Origin of the sequence: Catenuloplanes atrovinosus (assembly GCF_031458235.1) — a bacterium.
GTDB classification, from domain to species: domain Bacteria; phylum Actinomycetota; class Actinomycetes; order Mycobacteriales; family Micromonosporaceae; genus Catenuloplanes; species Catenuloplanes atrovinosus.
On sequence record NZ_JAVDYB010000001.1, the window covers coordinates 2,949,581 to 2,963,993 of the forward strand.

General features: G+C 72.5%; 12 protein-coding genes. 2 read left to right on the forward strand and 10 right to left on the reverse strand.

Going from position 1 to position 14,413, the window contains the following annotated elements; all coding sequences use genetic code 11:
• Positions 1 to 55: 55 nt before the first annotated feature.
• Positions 56 to 877 (forward strand): hypothetical protein, encoded by an 822-nt coding sequence (locus J2S41_RS13210; RefSeq protein ID WP_310367337.1) that lies wholly within the window; start codon positions 56 to 58, stop codon positions 875 to 877.
• The gene (locus J2S41_RS13215) at positions 874 to 1,635 is read left to right on the forward strand and encodes a hypothetical protein (RefSeq protein WP_310367339.1); all 762 of its coding nucleotides are present in this window, start codon (positions 874 to 876) and stop codon (positions 1,633 to 1,635) included. The genes J2S41_RS13210 and J2S41_RS13215 overlap by 4 nt, the downstream gene beginning before the upstream one ends.
• On the opposite strand, the gene J2S41_RS13220 is transcribed toward J2S41_RS13215, so the two are convergent.
• From J2S41_RS13220 to J2S41_RS13265, 10 genes are all read right to left on the reverse strand, one after another.
• On the reverse strand, positions 1,607 to 2,299 hold the full coding sequence (locus J2S41_RS13220; protein WP_310367342.1) for an endo alpha-1,4 polygalactosaminidase: 693 nt from the start codon (positions 2,297 to 2,299) through the stop codon (positions 1,607 to 1,609). The two genes, J2S41_RS13215 and J2S41_RS13220, sit on opposite strands and share 29 nt — an antisense overlap.
• Entirely contained in the window at positions 2,296 to 3,336 is a 1,041-nt protein-coding gene (locus J2S41_RS13225; RefSeq protein ID WP_310367345.1) for an NAD-dependent epimerase/dehydratase family protein, read from the reverse strand. Before J2S41_RS13225 ends, J2S41_RS13220 begins: the two co-directional genes overlap by 4 nt.
• On the reverse strand, positions 3,333 to 4,649 hold the full coding sequence (locus J2S41_RS13230; protein ID WP_310367347.1) for a nucleotide sugar dehydrogenase: 1,317 nt from the start codon (positions 4,647 to 4,649) through the stop codon (positions 3,333 to 3,335). Before J2S41_RS13230 ends, J2S41_RS13225 begins: the two co-directional genes overlap by 4 nt.
• Before the next feature lie 29 nt (positions 4,650 to 4,678).
• Positions 4,679 to 5,743, reverse strand: coding sequence for an MJ1477/TM1410 family putative glycoside hydrolase (locus J2S41_RS13235; protein ID WP_310367350.1), 1,065 nt, complete (start codon positions 5,741 to 5,743; stop codon positions 4,679 to 4,681).
• Entirely contained in the window at positions 5,740 to 6,627 is an 888-nt protein-coding gene (locus J2S41_RS13240) for an NAD-dependent epimerase/dehydratase family protein (protein ID WP_310367353.1), read from the reverse strand. Before J2S41_RS13240 ends, J2S41_RS13235 begins: the two co-directional genes overlap by 4 nt.
• On the reverse strand, positions 6,624 to 7,403 hold the full coding sequence (locus J2S41_RS13245; protein WP_310367356.1) for a sugar phosphate nucleotidyltransferase: 780 nt from the start codon (positions 7,401 to 7,403) through the stop codon (positions 6,624 to 6,626). Before J2S41_RS13245 ends, J2S41_RS13240 begins: the two co-directional genes overlap by 4 nt.
• A 32-nt stretch (positions 7,404 to 7,435) precedes the next feature.
• Positions 7,436 to 8,971 carry a hypothetical protein gene (locus J2S41_RS13250; RefSeq protein ID WP_310367360.1) on the reverse strand — a complete coding sequence of 512 codons (1,536 nt, stop codon included), beginning with the start codon at positions 8,969 to 8,971 and terminating at the stop codon, positions 7,436 to 7,438.
• Complete coding sequence (gene pelF, locus J2S41_RS13255; RefSeq protein WP_310367362.1) at positions 8,968 to 10,773, reverse strand: GT4 family glycosyltransferase PelF; 1,806 nt, start codon at positions 10,771 to 10,773, stop codon at positions 8,968 to 8,970. The genes J2S41_RS13250 and pelF overlap by 4 nt, the downstream gene beginning before the upstream one ends.
• Positions 10,774 to 10,820: 47 nt before the next feature.
• Positions 10,821 to 12,965 carry an Agd3-related carbohydrate-binding protein gene (locus J2S41_RS13260; protein WP_310367365.1) on the reverse strand — a complete coding sequence of 715 codons (2,145 nt, stop codon included), beginning with the start codon at positions 12,963 to 12,965 and terminating at the stop codon, positions 10,821 to 10,823.
• 765 nt (positions 12,966 to 13,730) lie between these two features.
• Positions 13,731 to 14,405 (reverse strand): FHA domain-containing protein, encoded by a 675-nt coding sequence (locus J2S41_RS13265; protein WP_310367368.1) that lies wholly within the window; start codon positions 14,403 to 14,405, stop codon positions 13,731 to 13,733.
• Positions 14,406 to 14,413 lie beyond the last annotated feature (8 nt).

Here is a 14,413-nt window from a genome sequence, read left to right on the forward strand (position 1 = left end):
ACGAGTGTCACCCGTAGTGGTGATGTCGTTGCTGGTGGTGCCTAGGCTGGCGGGCATGAGCGAGAGTCCCGTGCGGCTGTTCCGCAAGTCGTTCGATGAGCGGCTGGCGGCCGTGGGCGTGGGGTGTTCGGTGGGGCTGGGGATCGCGCTGAACCTGGTGGACTGGGCCGGGCCGGGCGAGGCGGTCCTGGTGGCGCTGGCCGGGGCGACACTGACGTTCGTGGTCGGGGCGGGGCTGCGGGCGGAGCGGCGGGCCGAGATGCGGGGGCTGGTGGAGTCGGTGCCGGCGCTGCGCGCGGAGCTGGAGCGGATCGTGGCGCTCAGCGGACAAGCGGCGGAGCGGTATCCGGACCGGACGGCGCGGGACGAACTGCGGCGGCACTGCCGGCGGTTCGCGGAGGAACTGGAGGGGCTGGCGCGCGGGCAACTGCGGACGGCGGCCTGGGACGCGGACCGGCTGGTCGAGCTGACCCGGCGGTGCCGGCGGCGGATGCGGGCGATCACCAACATCAGCGAGATCGGGCCGGCCTGGTGGGACTCGCCGATCGGCCGGGAGTACTGGCGGGCGAACGAGGAGGCGATCGGGCGCGGCGTCGAGATCACTCGGGTCTTCATCGTGGCGGACCGGGCGGACCCGGCGGTGGCGGCGCTGATCGAGCGGCACACCGCGGCCCGGGTCCGGACCCTCACGCTGGACCGCGCGGACGCCGGCCGCGATCTGCTGGTGAACACGGTGATCTGGGACGACGCCCAGGCGTGGCAGGCGGAGATGGACCCGTACGGCACGATCCGCGGTCACGTCTTCCACCACGACCCGGAGACGGTACGCCGGCTGCGCGCGCTCGCCGACGCCTGCGAGGCGCGGGCGTCCGCGTGACGATCGCGTCAGCGCTGCTGATCGCCGCGGTCGTCGTCGCGGTCCGGCTGATCCCGTCGGTACGGTGGAAGGCCGTCGTCTACGCCCTGCCGCTGCCGATGACGCTGGCGCTGGTCGCCTCCGGCGCGCCGGTCGACGCCCGGCACCTGCTCGGCCTGGTGCTGCTGGTGGGCTTCTTCGCGGTGGTGACCGTGCTGCACCACCGCTGGGGCCTGCACATCCTGCTCGCCGACGCGGCTGCCGTCGCGGCGTACCTGTTGATCGCCCTGCCCCTGGCCGGCCTCGGCCGGCTGTCGTTCCCGCTGGTGCTGGCGTGCGTCTGTCTGCTGTGGGCGGTCGTCGGCGCGCGGCGCCCGCCGGTCGTGCCCGGAGATCCGCCGCGCCGGCCGCACCTCGGTCACGTGCTGCTGGTGGTGGGCGCGGCGCTGCTGATCGCGCAGCTGGCCGGCGTGCTGCGGGCGTTCGCGGTGACGTTCCCCTACTCGGGCGTGCTGGTGGCGGTGGAGACCCGGCGCACGCTGCCGTCCTTCACCCGCCAGTTCGCCCGCGCGTCGCTCGCGATGGTCGCGTTCTTGAGCACGTACTACCTGGTCCAGCCGTTCGGCGCGGTACCGGCGGCGGCCGCGGCGTGGGCCGCGCACCTGCTGGTCGCGGCCGTGCTGGTCGCCACGGCCGGCGGGCACGCCGCCGCGGGACCGGACCGGGACGGCCCGGCCCCGCGGCCGGGCGTCACACCCGGGACAGGGCCCGGTCGCTGACCACGCACTCCAGGCCGAACTGGCGGGCCCGGCGCATGGCGAAGTCGGTCAGTCCCGGCGTGTCCGCGTAGTCGAGCGCGATCAGGTCCAGCTCCAGTTGCAGCAGTTGCTCCGCGATCTGCGCGTGGAACTCCAGCGTGTCGGCCGGCCACGGCGCGTAGCCCTCGTCGGTCCAGCGGGCCGAGAACGACTCGAAGACGACGCCGTCGACCAGCTCGGCGAGCCGGGGGAGCATGCCGAACCCGCGGTTGGCCAGCAGGTACGCCGGCTGGGCCTCCTCGCGGATCGCACCCACCAGGGTCAGCAGGTGCGGCACGTCCTCCGGGTAGGTCAGCTCGACGTTCAGCGTGTCCAGGAACAGGCCGTGGAAGCCCTGCGCCATCGCGGACCTGGCCTGCCCGACCACGTGCTCCACCCAGAGCGGATGTCCGACGTGGACGAACGCGCCGCCCCAGTCCGGGTTGCGCTCCTGGCGCTGCCACGGGGCCGGCGGGCCGGTGTCCTCGGACAGCGACAGATAGCCGAGCGTCTGCACGCCCCGCTCCGCCAGGTAGGCCAGCTCGGCCGGCTTGTAGAAGTCCGGCTGCAGTACCACGCGTGGGTACTCGGCCAGCTCCACGAGCTTGCCGTTGCCGTAGTAGAAGCAGATCGGGCCCTTGCTCATCGCCGCCACCCGTGCTCCCGGTACCACGCGAACGTGGTCCTGACCCCCTCCTCCAGCGGCACGGTCGGCTCGTACCCGGTGAGCGAGCGCAGCAGCGTCAGGTCGGGGCAGCGGCGCCGGACCGAGCCGGGCGGCGCATCCGAGGGAGCCAGCGCGGCGGAGACGCCGGCCACCCGGAGCACCAGCTTGGCGAGGTCACCGATGTTGGTCTCCTCGCGGTCGTTGCCGATGTGCACGATGTGGCCGGCGGCGGCCGGCGCGGCCATCAGCGCCAGGATCGCCGACACCGCGTCGTCCACGTGGCAGAACGCGCGGAACTGGTCCGCGCCCGGCACCGCGAACGGGTCCGCGCCGTTCAGCGCGCGCAGCGACATCTCCGGGATCACGTGGTCCGCGCCCATCCGCGGACCGTACACGTTGTGGAACCGGCCGACGACCGCGTCGAATCCACGCGCCCGCGACGTGTGGATGAACGCGGCCTCGCCGAGCAGCTTGCTCACCGCGTACGCGAAGCGCGGCGCGGTCACGTCGGAGATCTGCGCCGGGATGTTCTCCGGCGTCGGCACCGGCACGATCCCGGCGTCCACGCCACCGGCGTAGACCTCGCTGGTCGACGCGAAGAACACGCGCGAGCCCGGCGCCACCCAGTCGAGCAGGTGCATGGCGGAGAGCGTGTTGACCCGTACCACCCGCGCCGGGTCCTTCTCCACGTTGCGCACGCCGACCACGGCCGCGAGCAGGTAGATCTGGTCCCAGCCGGTCGCCGGGAGCGCGGCCCAGACGGCCGGGTCGGTCAGGTCGCCGGAGATCAGGTCGATGGACGGCCGAAGCTCGTCCAGGAAGGCGTCCTGCCGGCCGCGGGAGAAGTCGTCCACGATGGTGACCTCGTGCCCGTCGGCCACGAGCCGGCGGGCCAGGTGCAGGCCGATGAAGCCGGCACCGCCGAGCAGCAGCGCCCTCGTGCCGGATCGCCCGTCCTGCCGCGGGTCCCGGCCCGGTCGGCGCTGAGCCGATGATTCGCCCGCGAGCACGCTCATGCCGCCACCGCCGCGGTCTCGACGGCCGGCAGGTAGCCCAGGCCCGCGTACCGGATGCCCGCGGCGCGCACCGCGGCCTCGTCCAGCACCCGCCACGAGTCGTAGATGAACGCCGGCTTCGCACCGCCGAGGATGTCCGGGATCCGGATCGCCCGGTAGTCCGGGTGGTCGTTGATGATCAGCACGGCGTCCGCGTCGGTGAACGCCTTGTCCAGCGACACCGGCTCGCCGCCGTACTGCCGGATGACGTCGTCGCTGACCAGCGGGTCGTGCCCGATCACGGTGATGCCCGCGGCCGAGAACACGCGCATCATGGTGGCGATCGGCGTGCCGCGCATGTCGTCCGTGGCCGGCCAGCCCTTGTACGCCCAGCCCAGCACCGCCAGCCGCGCGCCGAGGCTGCGCCCGCGCGCCTCCTTGAGCATCTTCACGATCGTCTCGCCGACGTGGATCGGCAGGTACTCGTTCAGCTCGCGCGCCTTGCCGACCAGGAACGGCGGCCGGTCACCGGCGGAGTCGATCAGGATGTACGGGTCCTTGGACAGGCAGCCGCCGCCCACGTACCCCGGCTTGGCGATGTCCGGCCGCGGATAGTCCACATTGGTGGCCCGGATGACCTCCAGCGGGTCCAGCCCGTGCCGCTCTGCGATCAGCGCGATCTCGTTGCCGAACGAGTAGATCAGGTCGGTGTGGCAGTTGTTGGTCAGCTTGACCAGCTCCGCCGTCTCCAGCCCGGACACGGTCTGGATGGTCTGCGCCAGGCCGGAGAAGAACTCGACCCCGGCGGCCAGCGAGGCCTCGTCCAGGCCGCCGATCACCTGCGGCAGCTCGACCAGTTCGCGCAGCGCCTGGCCCTGGATGGTGCGCTCCGGCGCCATCACCAGCTTGACGTCGTCGCCCCACGCGGCCTGCAGTTCCGGCAGCACCACGTTCCGCGAGGTGCCGACCGGCACGGTGCTGCGCACCACGACCAGCGTGCCCGGGCGGCAGGCGGCGGCGACCGCGCGGGCGGCCGCGGCCAGGTTGGCCAGGTTCGGGCGGCGGGTGATGTCGTCCACCGGCGTGGACACGCTGATCACCGCGACCTCGACGTCAGCGGGCAGCTCGGTGGAGACGAAGATGTCCTTGCCGATCCGGTTCGCGAAGATGTCGTCGATGCCCGGCTCGAAGATGTGCGGCCGGCCGCGGGACAGCGAGTCCAGGATCGCCGGCGACACGTCCGCGCCGTACACGGTGAAGCCCTTCTCGGCGAGGGCGGCGGTGAGCGTCAGGCCCACGTAGCCGAGGCCCACGACCCCGATCTTGCTTGGCATTGCGTTGTGCTCCTCTCGGATGGGAACGGTCAGCCGCAGATCGCGGCGGGCCGGTCGAGATCGCGGACGGTGACCGTGCCGGCGAAGCGCTCGTCCCGGTAGCGGCGGCAGGCGGACGACACCGCGTCCCCGCGGACCGCGTAGTCGACGGCGAGCACGAACTTGCCCGCGTCGCGCAGCGCCCGGGTGTTCGCCAGGTTCTCCGTGCACCAGTCCTCCGTGCACGGTTCGTCGGTGGCCAGGTAGAACAGCTCCTCCATCGCGATCCCGTCGATGGCGGCCGTGTAGCCGGGGTGCGCGCGCAGCTCCGGCGAGTTCTGCGGAACGATCAGGAAGCCGGGCCTGCGCTCCTTCGCGTACTTGCTGATCCTCACGATCAGGTTGGTCATCTCGCGGCCGAGCGCGTCCCGGTCCCGGCCCTGCGCGGCGCCGAGGTCGATCTCCTCGTACGCCAGCGGCGTGTCCAGGTAGACGCCGTCGAACCCGGCCGCGATGGCCTGGTCGACGCGGGCCTTGATCACCCGGTCCCACCAGCGCGGGTCCCAGTAGCGCACGAAGTACTCTCCCGGCCAGTCGCCCCACTCGTTGGCGAACATCTCCGGGGCGTCCCGGCGCAGCCCCGGGTACTCCGGCCGGAAGTCCTCGAGGCTGCCGATCTCGAAGTAGGACAGCACCCGCTTCCCGGTCCGCTGCACCGCCGCGATCTCGTCCTTGCGGAAGAAGTCGCTGTGCGCGTCCCGGGCCAGATCGATGACCACCAGCTCGTACGGCCCGGAGGCGAGCTGTTGCAGCCCGCCGGACGGATAGTCCTGCAACTGGTACGCCCAGGTGGTGATCTTCCCGGGCGCGGGCGGCGCGGACGCGGACGCCGACGCCGGCGGCGAGACCGACGGGGAGCCGGGCGGCGCCGAGCCGAGGTCGGACGCGGACGACGGGGTCGGGGACGCCGGGGACGAGCCGTCCGCCACCGGGGGAGGGCCCGGGGTGGTGCGGGGGCCCTCGGCAACGAGCCCCCACACCCCGGCCACCAGCAGCACCAGGGCCACGGCCGTGACCGGGATCCACCAGCGCCGCCGCCACCAGGCCTTGTTCACCGGCGCTCCCCGGCGTTCCAGACGTCCTTGATCGTCGTCTCCAGTTCCCGGACCGGCGTCCAGCCCAGCTCGTCCCGGGCGCGCGTCACGTCCGCCCGGATCCAGGTCACCGCGGCCGACCGGGACGGGCCCGTCCCGGCCTCGCGGATCGTGCCGGTCCAGCCGGCCTGCGCCGCGAGCAGCGCGACCGCCTCGCGCGCGGTCACCGCCCGGCCGCTGCCCGCGTTGTAGATCCGGCTCGGCACGTCCCGGGCCAGCACCACGGTGCCGACCAGCGCGGCCAGGTCACGCACGTCGACGAAGTCGCGGTGCGCGCCGAGCGGCCCGAGCTGGATCTCGTCCTCCCCGGCGGACACGGCCGCCCGGATGCGCGCGGCGGCCCGGCCGAGCAGCGTCTCCTCGCTCATGCCGGGCCCGATCGGGTTGAACACGCGCAGCGACACCGCGTCCAGCCCGTCCGCGATCGCGAACAGCCGCGTGCCGGCGACGTGGCTGACGCCGTACGCGCCGACCGGGAGCAGTGGGTCGTCCTCGCGCACCGACCGGCCGGGCTCGACCACGCCGTACTCGCCGGCCGAGCCCATCCGCACCAGCCGCGCCCGGGGTGCCGCCTCCGCGGCCGCCTCCAGCAGCTTCGACGCCACCAGCGTGTTCGCCGCGAGCAGCTCGGTGGCGGTGCCGCCGAGCGCGCCCACGCAGCTGACGATCGCGTCCGGCCCGGTCGCGCGCAGCAGCGCGGCCAGCCCGTCCACGTCGCCGGCGACCAGGTCGTACTCGGCACGACCGGGCGTGAGCACCTCGGCGACGCGCGGATCCGCCGCGAGCGCGGACCGCACGTGCGCGCCGATGAACCCGGACGCGCCGAACAGCAGGACCCTGGTCACACCGGCTCCCCGGTGACGGCCTCGGGCGCCGAGATGATCGCCTCCGGTGTCGGTGGCACGTCGATCCGCTCGCGCAGCAGGATCGGCTTGAGCTCGGCGAAGTTGCGGTTGGCCTCGTCGTAGTCCTCGGGCCGGCCGATGTCCAGCCAGAAGCCGTCGAACGGGTAGACCGCCGCGTGCTCGTCGCGCTCCAGCAGGTCCAGCACGAGCTGGTCGAAGCCGAACGGCACGCCGGCCGGGTACGGCATGATCGTCTTGCGGGACATGCCGTACACCCCCATGCTGACCGAGTACGTCAGCGACGGCTTCTCCCGGAACCCGGTGATCCGCCCGTCCGCGTTGTCCAGCACGCCGAAGTCGATCCGGTGCACCCGCTCGGACGTGGCCACGGTCAGCGCCGCGCCGGAGTCCGCGTGCGTGCGCAGCAGGTGGCCGTAGTCGAGGTCGGTCAGCACGTCGCCGTTCATCACCAGGAACTCGTCCGGCAGGCCGTCCTTCAGCCCGAACAGCGGCCCCACGGTGTTGAGCGGCTTGTCCTCCTCCACGTAGTCGATGGACAGACCCCACTCGCTGCCGTCGCCGACGAACGCGCGGATGAGCGGGCCGAGATGGTTGATCGCCAGGGTCACCGAGGTGAACCCGCACGACGCGAGCTGCTGCAGCACGATCTGCAGGATCGAGTGGCTGTCCCCGATGGGCATCAGGGGCTTCGGCAGGGCCGTCGTGTACGGACGGAGCCGCACACCCTTGCCCCCGGCGAGGATCACCGCGTGCATCCAGACCTCCCCACGGTCGGTTGAGCTACGACTTACCGGTAGTGCCGGGCCTGCCCGATGACCGGGACCAGGCCTGCGGCGAAGAGCCCGAGCAGCGTGAGGACGCTGCCCAGGTAGAGCGAGGTGTCGACGACCGGGCCGGCGCGCAGCAGCGCGGCGGGCACCAGGTGCAGCGCGATCGCGACGGCCATGGTCACGCACAGCCAGCCGAAGCGCCCGCGCCCGGCCAGCAGGAACGCCAGGTAGTACGCGCCGGCCAGGGCCACGTGCGCGGCGGTCATCAGCACGCCGGCCGGCGTGAGCAGCCCGGCCAGCTCCAGTCCGATCAGCAGCGGCAGCGCGGCCACGGCCGGCGCCGCCAGGCAGGCCAGCACCTCGCGGACGATCCGCCGCCAGACGCCGGTGACGAAGTGGGCCGGGCGGTGCACGCGGCGGGTCAGCGCCACGGTCTCGGCCCAGAACCGGTTGGCCCGCCACTCCACGAACCCCATGCACAGGATCAGCGGTACGGCCGCGACCGCGATGTCGAGCCGGCCGAGCAGGTAGGGCGCCTGCGCGTGGAACAGCAGCGCGGCCGAGGCGAGGCCGTACCCGGTGACGCCGATCAACGCGCCCCGCTCCGGCCGCAGCGACGCCAGCAGCGGCGGCTCCGGCCGGTCCTGCTCGCCCTCGCGCCGGGTGGTCGCCATCAGGCTGAACGCGTACGCCGCGGCCACGCCGAGCACGGTCACGCCGACCGAGGCCAGCTGCAGCCCGGGACCGCCGAGGACCAGGTAGAGCGCGCCGACCGCGAACGCGGGCACCATGGACAGCGCCAGCCACAGCTCGCGCCGGTAGAAGACCAGCAGCGTGGACGCCATCTGGTAGGCGAGCTGGCCGGTCATCATGGCGACCAGTTCCGGCCCGCCGCCCCAGCCGAGCGCCACCACCGCGCCGAGCAGCAGGCCGAGCGGCGGCCCGGCGACCGCGGACCAGAACAGGATTCGCGCGGCCGACCGGTCCCGGCCCAGGCCCAGCATCCGGTACGCCGCGTGCGCGGCCGTCCCGGACAGCACCCAGCCCAGCGCGCCGGCCGCGACCAGGCCGATGACCAGCGCGCGCAGCCCGACCATGGCGAGCACGGCCGGGAACGCGGCGGACGGCAGCACGTACAGCGGCCCGTGCGCCAGCGTGCGCAGCGCGTCCCGGCGGCCATGGGCCGGTCCGGCCGGCGGCGCCTCGTCCGGGACCACCGGCGACGGCGGGCCCATCCGCCGGTAGACCTCCAGCGCGAGCGCGAACACGTCGGTGTAGCCGTACTCCACGCGGGCCGCGCGGTCGGTGTGCCCGTCCGACTCCAGCAGCGCCGCGACCTGCAGCGCGTCCACCGCCTTGCCGAGCTTCGGCCGAACCTTCTCCACCAGGTCGTCGACCGGGTCGGTGGAGATCTTCGGCAGCAGCACCGTGATGTCGGTGGCCGGCGCCTCGTCCTCGCTGGCGGCGCGCGCCGCGGCCATGATGCCGCCGCCGTGCCGGCCCTTGCGCTTCGGGGCCGGGACCGCGTCGCCGACGTCACTGGAGAGCGTCATCGGATCTCACCGTCCAGCCGGGTGGTGTCGCCGGTGTCCTCGGCGGCGGGCCGGGGCAGCAGCGTGGTCCGATCCGAGTCCGGCGGCGCGGGGCGCGGGATCACCGTGGTCGCGTCCGTGCCGGTGGTCTCGACGGTCTCGTCGACCAGCGGCGACACCGGCACCGGCGGCAGCGGGGGCCAGGCCGGCCGTACCCCGGGATCGCGGCGCGGCACCGGCGCCATGCCTTTTCGGGCGCGCTGCTTCGGCACCGGCGCGACGCCCGGCCGGGTCCGCTTCTCCGGCACCAGCACCCGGCCCTGGGCCTGGCCGCGCAGGTGGCGTGGGGGAGCGGTCCGCTCGGCCGGCTTCGCCAGGCCCTCGTAGACGTTGCGGTACGCCTCCAGCGAGCGGCGCAGCGTGAAGTGCTCCAGCACCCGCGCGCGGGCCGCGGCGCCCAGTCGCAGCCGGCGCTCGCGGTCCTTGAGCAGCGTGATCGCGGCCTCCGCGACGGCCTCGAAGTCGCGCGGCGCGACCACGATGCCGGTGTCCGCGACCGCCTCGGCGACGCCGCCGACGTTGGTGCAGACCGTGGGCCGGCCGCATGCCATGGCCTCCACCACGGTGTACGGGAAGCCCTCGGAGATGCTGGTCAGCGCCACGATGTTGCCGGCGTGGTAGGCCTCCACCGCGTTGCCGATCCGGCCCTCCAGGGCGGCGCAGTCGCCGAGCCCCAGTTCGTCGATCAGGTCCTGGCAGGAGGCGTGGTAGACCCGGTTCGCGACCGGGGTGCCGCCGAAGATGCGCAGCCGGGCGTTGGGTATCTCCTTGCGGACGATCGCGAACGCGCGGATCAGCGTGTGCAGGTCCTTGAGCGGGTCGACCCGGCCCATGAACGAGATGGTCGGCACGTCCGGCTCACCGGTCGCGGCCGGGAACTCGTCCGGCTCGACGCCGTTGTACATGGTCCACATGCGGTCCGGGTCCGCGCCGTTGTGCAGTTGCCAGCGCCGGTTGTAGGCGGAGTGCGGGGCCAGCACGTCGGAGATCAGGTAAGCCGCGCCGGCGAGCGACCGGAAGAAGCTGAGCACCAGCACCCGCACCGCGTGCGGCGCGCCGTCGTGCAGGTACGCGATGTACCGCTCGCGCAGGTAGATGCCGTGCTCGGACATGACGATCGGCGTGCCGTACGCCCACTTCGACGCCATCCCGACCAGCGTGGCCAGGCCGTTCATCGAGGAGTGCACGATGTCGGCCTTGACCGGGGGAGCGGACAGCGGGCGCATCATGTGCGAGATCAGCCAGGCCGCCTCCAGCGCGTCCGCGACCGTGGGCGCCGGCCCGGTCTCGTCCACGCGCAGCGTGCGCCAGGCGTCCAGCATCATGTCCAGCGCCTCGTTGGACAGCAGCGCCGCGCCGAGGTCGCCGCCGTCGCTGGCGTACTCGAACATGCCGCGCAGTGCCAGCAGGAACATGCTGCGGTTGACCGCGCCCTCCTCGGAGCGGGTCGACTCCAGCGGCGTGACCAGCGCGCGCAGGAACACCTCGTACGACTCGACGAACCCGGCCCCGGGCCGCCGGACCGGCACGAGCGCCCGGCTCAGGGGGCGGCGGCGCTCCGGCCGCGCCCCCCACAGCGGGATGTTGTGCACCCGGTCCAGGTTGTCCGGGTAGGCGAACGCCGGCTTCTCGGTGCCGTCGACCGTGAGGGCGACGACCTCCCACCGGTAGTCCGGGATGCCGCGGATGAGTTGCTCGCACCAGACGCTGACGCCACCCATCGCATAGGGGTAGGTGCCTTCCGACACCAGCGCGACTCTCATCCGCGGCCCCCGATTCCTCTCGCCGTGTTTGCGTTGTTCCGTGGTGCCTAGAGCCGCGCGGCCGCGGTGACCACGACCGGGGCGCCGCCCGCCGTGACCGTGACCGGCGCGGTGACCGCGCTGCCGTAGCTGGTGGCGCCGGCGACCGTGGTGGCCACGCCGCCGACCTGGAGCGTGCCGGCCGTGGTCGACGACACCGAGATGGTCCCGGCGGCCCGGTCGTAGACGGCGGTGGCGCCGGGCAGCGCCGCGAAGTGCGCGTTCCGCGCGTCGGTGTAGGAGGCGATGCCGGTCCACGACGGGCTCAGCAGCGGCACGTTGTACGTGGCCTCGTACCTGTCCAGGATCGTGTCGACCCAGTCGGTGACCAGCGTGTTGCCGTTGCCGTACTCACGCACGTTCGCGATGTGGAACGTGTGCGAGTAGATCGAGCCGGTGGCGACGTGCTGGAAGCCGATGACGCCGGCCTCGTACTCCAGGATCTGCTGGTAGGTGCGGTTCGTCGGCCAGTACGGGAACAGGCCGCCCGGGCCGTAGAAGGAGTTGTAGAAGTGCGTCTCCTCGGCCGGCGTGGTGGTGTGGTAGGCGATGTTCGTCGGCCAGTCCGGCACGACCTTGATCGAGTTCTTCAGCGGGTGCACGATGCTGGTGTTGAAGTTCGCCGGGACGTGGCTGGCGAACGACATGTTGCCGTGCACGTGCGTCACGCCCGCCGCGGCCGCCGCGTCCAGGAACGCCTGGTTCGAGCCGGTCAGGCCGTGGTCGGTGGGCGGCCCGGTGTCGTTGTCCGGGTCGTCGTTGTAGACGCCGAGGCCGGAGTACTCCGGGGTCTTCAGGATCGAGACCGGCACGTTCAGCCCGATGCCGGTGCCGAGCGTCAGGTTCTGCTCGATCTCGGCCAGCGAGGTGTTGTAGTCGGTCGCGTTCAGCTCCGGGTGGTTCACCGTGTGGTTGATCCAGTTGAAGCTGTCCTTCAGGCACTTCGTGGTCGACGTCAGCGTGGTCTCGTCGCCGTCCGGGTAGCAGGTGTCGCCGGCGAACGGGTCGATGTCACCGCCGTTGTAGGCCAGGTTGAACGTGAAGTCGGCGGCCTTCGGGTGCTCGGTGCGCAGCGCGGCCTGCCGCGCGGCCAGGTTGACCGTGTCGTGGCCGCTGACCCGGAAGCCGGGGTCGTACTCGACCGTGCCGTCCTCGTGGTAGTGGTCGGCGCTGTTGAACCAGTCGTCGATGTCGACGTTCAGGTGGTACTTGCGCTCACCCAGGAACAGGCCCTTGGTGGCCCACTCGAACAGGCCGTAGACCAGCAGGTCGGACTGGATGATGTTGACGTTCGAGGTGAACGTGAGCGCGATCTTCTCCCGGCCGCCGGCGGCCACCTTGACCGCGAGCACGTTGCCGTTCGCGTCCTGCAGCAGCGGCTGCCCGCCGCAGTTCGCGGCCAGCGACGTCCGGTACACGTACGACGACTGGATCGGGATCTGCGCCGACGCGTTCAGGTAGTCGAACACGCCCGCGCCCGCCGCGGTCAGCGTGACCGGCTCCGGCGTGTCGCCGACCGCGCCCTCGCCGACGCCGTTCAGGCAGTAGTTCTCCGGCCAGGTGCCGTAGCTGGTGTAGAGCGCGGCCTGCCGGACGCCGAAGTTCAGCTCGTAGTTCCAGAGCAGGTTCCACTCGGTGGAGTCCAGCGCGGAGACGTAGTTCGCGCCGGACGGGACCAGCAGCATGCTGTTGGTCAGCAGGATCGCGTTGTACTTGCCGACCCCGCCGGCCACCAGCGTGCTGGTGGTGATGTTGGTGGTCGCCGCGTAGAGCACGTCGTACTTGGCGCCGACCCGGTCCAGCGTGGCCTTCCAGGTGGCGACGCCGAAGTCGTCCGTGTTCGTCGCGATGATCAGCGCCTTGAGCGTGACCTGGTCGTTGACCAGCGCCGCCTTCGCGGACGCGCCACCCTTCGGCGCGACGTGCGGCACGCTGCCGGTCCGCTTCGGCAGCGGGCCCGGGATCTGGACGGCCGGCGTGTCGACCTGGCCGTAACCGGCGACGGACGGCGGCTGGGCGCCGGGGGAGGCCGGCGCGGCCGGGAGCTGCGCGCTGCCCGGCGTCTGGCCGCCGAGCACGACCGCGAGCGCGGTCAGCCCGGCGAGAGCGATGCGTGCCGCGGCACGGCGGCGCGTGGGTCCGGTGAGGACCATACTGGTGAACCTCCGATGCGGAGCCGTGTGTGTGAGTCCATCCAGGACTGTCCGGCCTGGCCGGGCCCGGGACGGCGGTGCCCGGCGAGAACAATGGAGAACGCTAGCAATGATCGCAAGGGTGTCCGGGGCCGCTCCGGAACGCGGATTTCGCATTGACGCGCACGGGCCGGAGTGCTAGCGGAAACTGTTCGGAGAATCGTTTGCAGCCATCGAGATCAATCCCGCTCCCCTGTGGACGCCGGCAGTGTTCACGGCCCTGACGTGCGCTTTTTCGGGCCCGCGGGTAACGCCTCGTCAACACCTCGGACATGGGAGCGCTGCAACGGGACTCCGCGCCGCCGTTGCGGAGCGCATCCGCCAAACGTCGCTAGATCGCTACGCAGAGCGCTCGTCGCGGCCGCACGGAGTGACGAAAACGGCCGTCTGGGTCGCCAACCTAGTCCGTACGGAGGATGCCCCGGTCGTCCGGACGGTCGGCTTAGGGGGTGGGTGTGTGAATCGGGCACAACCGGTCTCGATCATCACAGGCCGAGCAATCGGGGCGTGCGGTCCAAACGGCGCACCCGGGGCGCCGCGATCTCCGCGCTGACCTCGGAATTCGCGGGAAACCCCGGGAAACTGGGACTCGATTTTGAAACGGGCGCGCTGCCGGGAATTCACCGCACAGACGCCCAATGGCGCGCTATCGCGGCTCGGGGCGCTATTTCCGGAGAAAGGCGGCGTCGGATATCCGGCACTTCTCGCCGGACGGCCGGAGGAACGCTATTGTGCTTCCCTCACGGTCAGCGACGTCCACGCTCCAACGTAGACACGGTCCCCCGGCCGCAGCGGGACCGGGGTTTCAGCCGGGATCGCCGCACTCGCCGGATCGTTGACGTATGTCCCGTTAGCGGAGCCGAGGTCCACGATGGACCACTTCCCGCCCTCGTGGACCAGCATCGCGTGCGTGTGTGAGACGCCCGGGTCCTCCGGCGGCCCGGACAGGTCGACGTCCGGGTGGACGCCCCGGGAGCGGCTGCGGCGGCCGATCAGCAGCCGCTCACCGGTCAGCGCGAACCGGCGCTCCACGACGAACCGGGGGAACACCATGCCGTCCGCGTCCTCGCCGCCCTGCGCCACGACGCCGTCGAACCAGGCCCGGTCCGCGCCCACCACGACCTCCATCCCGGTCTCCCGCTCCGGTTCCGCGGGCGGCGGCGCGGCGGCCCGCTCCGGGACGGGCCCGGACGGCGCCAGCAGGAAGTCATGGCCGTCCACCTCGCAGAACCGCCCGGCCTGGGGCGTACCGCACAGCGGGCAGTCCGGCGCGGCCGGCGGCGCCGGCACCGGCTGCGTCTGCTCCGGGTCCGGCGGCGGCGCGGCCATCGGGCTGCCGCACGTGTCGCAGTAGTCCAGCGTCGCGGAGTCGTGCCCCTTCGGGCAGGTCGACGTCGTCATGGCCGTCC

Excerpts from the sequence above, each read along its gene's own strand:
- J2S41_RS13245 (WP_310367356.1), bottom strand. The coding sequence starts at position 7,403 with ATGCACGCGGTGATCCTCGCCGGGGGCAAGGGTGTGCGGCTCCGTCCG.
- J2S41_RS13260 (WP_310367365.1), bottom strand. The coding sequence starts at position 12,965 with ATGGTCCTCACCGGACCCACGCGCCGCCGTGCCGCGGCACGCATCGCT.
- J2S41_RS13225 (WP_310367345.1), bottom strand. The coding sequence starts at position 3,336 with ATGAGCGTGCTCGCGGGCGAATCATCGGCTCAGCGCCGACCGGGCCGG.
- pelF (WP_310367362.1), bottom strand. The coding sequence starts at position 10,773 with ATGAGAGTCGCGCTGGTGTCGGAAGGCACCTACCCCTATGCGATGGGT.
- J2S41_RS13210 (WP_310367337.1), top strand. The coding sequence starts at position 56 with ATGAGCGAGAGTCCCGTGCGGCTGTTCCGCAAGTCGTTCGATGAGCGG.
- J2S41_RS13230 (WP_310367347.1), bottom strand. The coding sequence starts at position 4,649 with ATGCCAAGCAAGATCGGGGTCGTGGGCCTCGGCTACGTGGGCCTGACG.
- J2S41_RS13250 (WP_310367360.1), bottom strand. The coding sequence starts at position 8,971 with ATGACGCTCTCCAGTGACGTCGGCGACGCGGTCCCGGCCCCGAAGCGC.
- J2S41_RS13265 (WP_310367368.1), bottom strand. The coding sequence starts at position 14,405 with ATGACGACGTCGACCTGCCCGAAGGGGCACGACTCCGCGACGCTGGAC.
- J2S41_RS13220 (WP_310367342.1), bottom strand. The coding sequence starts at position 2,299 with ATGAGCAAGGGCCCGATCTGCTTCTACTACGGCAACGGCAAGCTCGTG.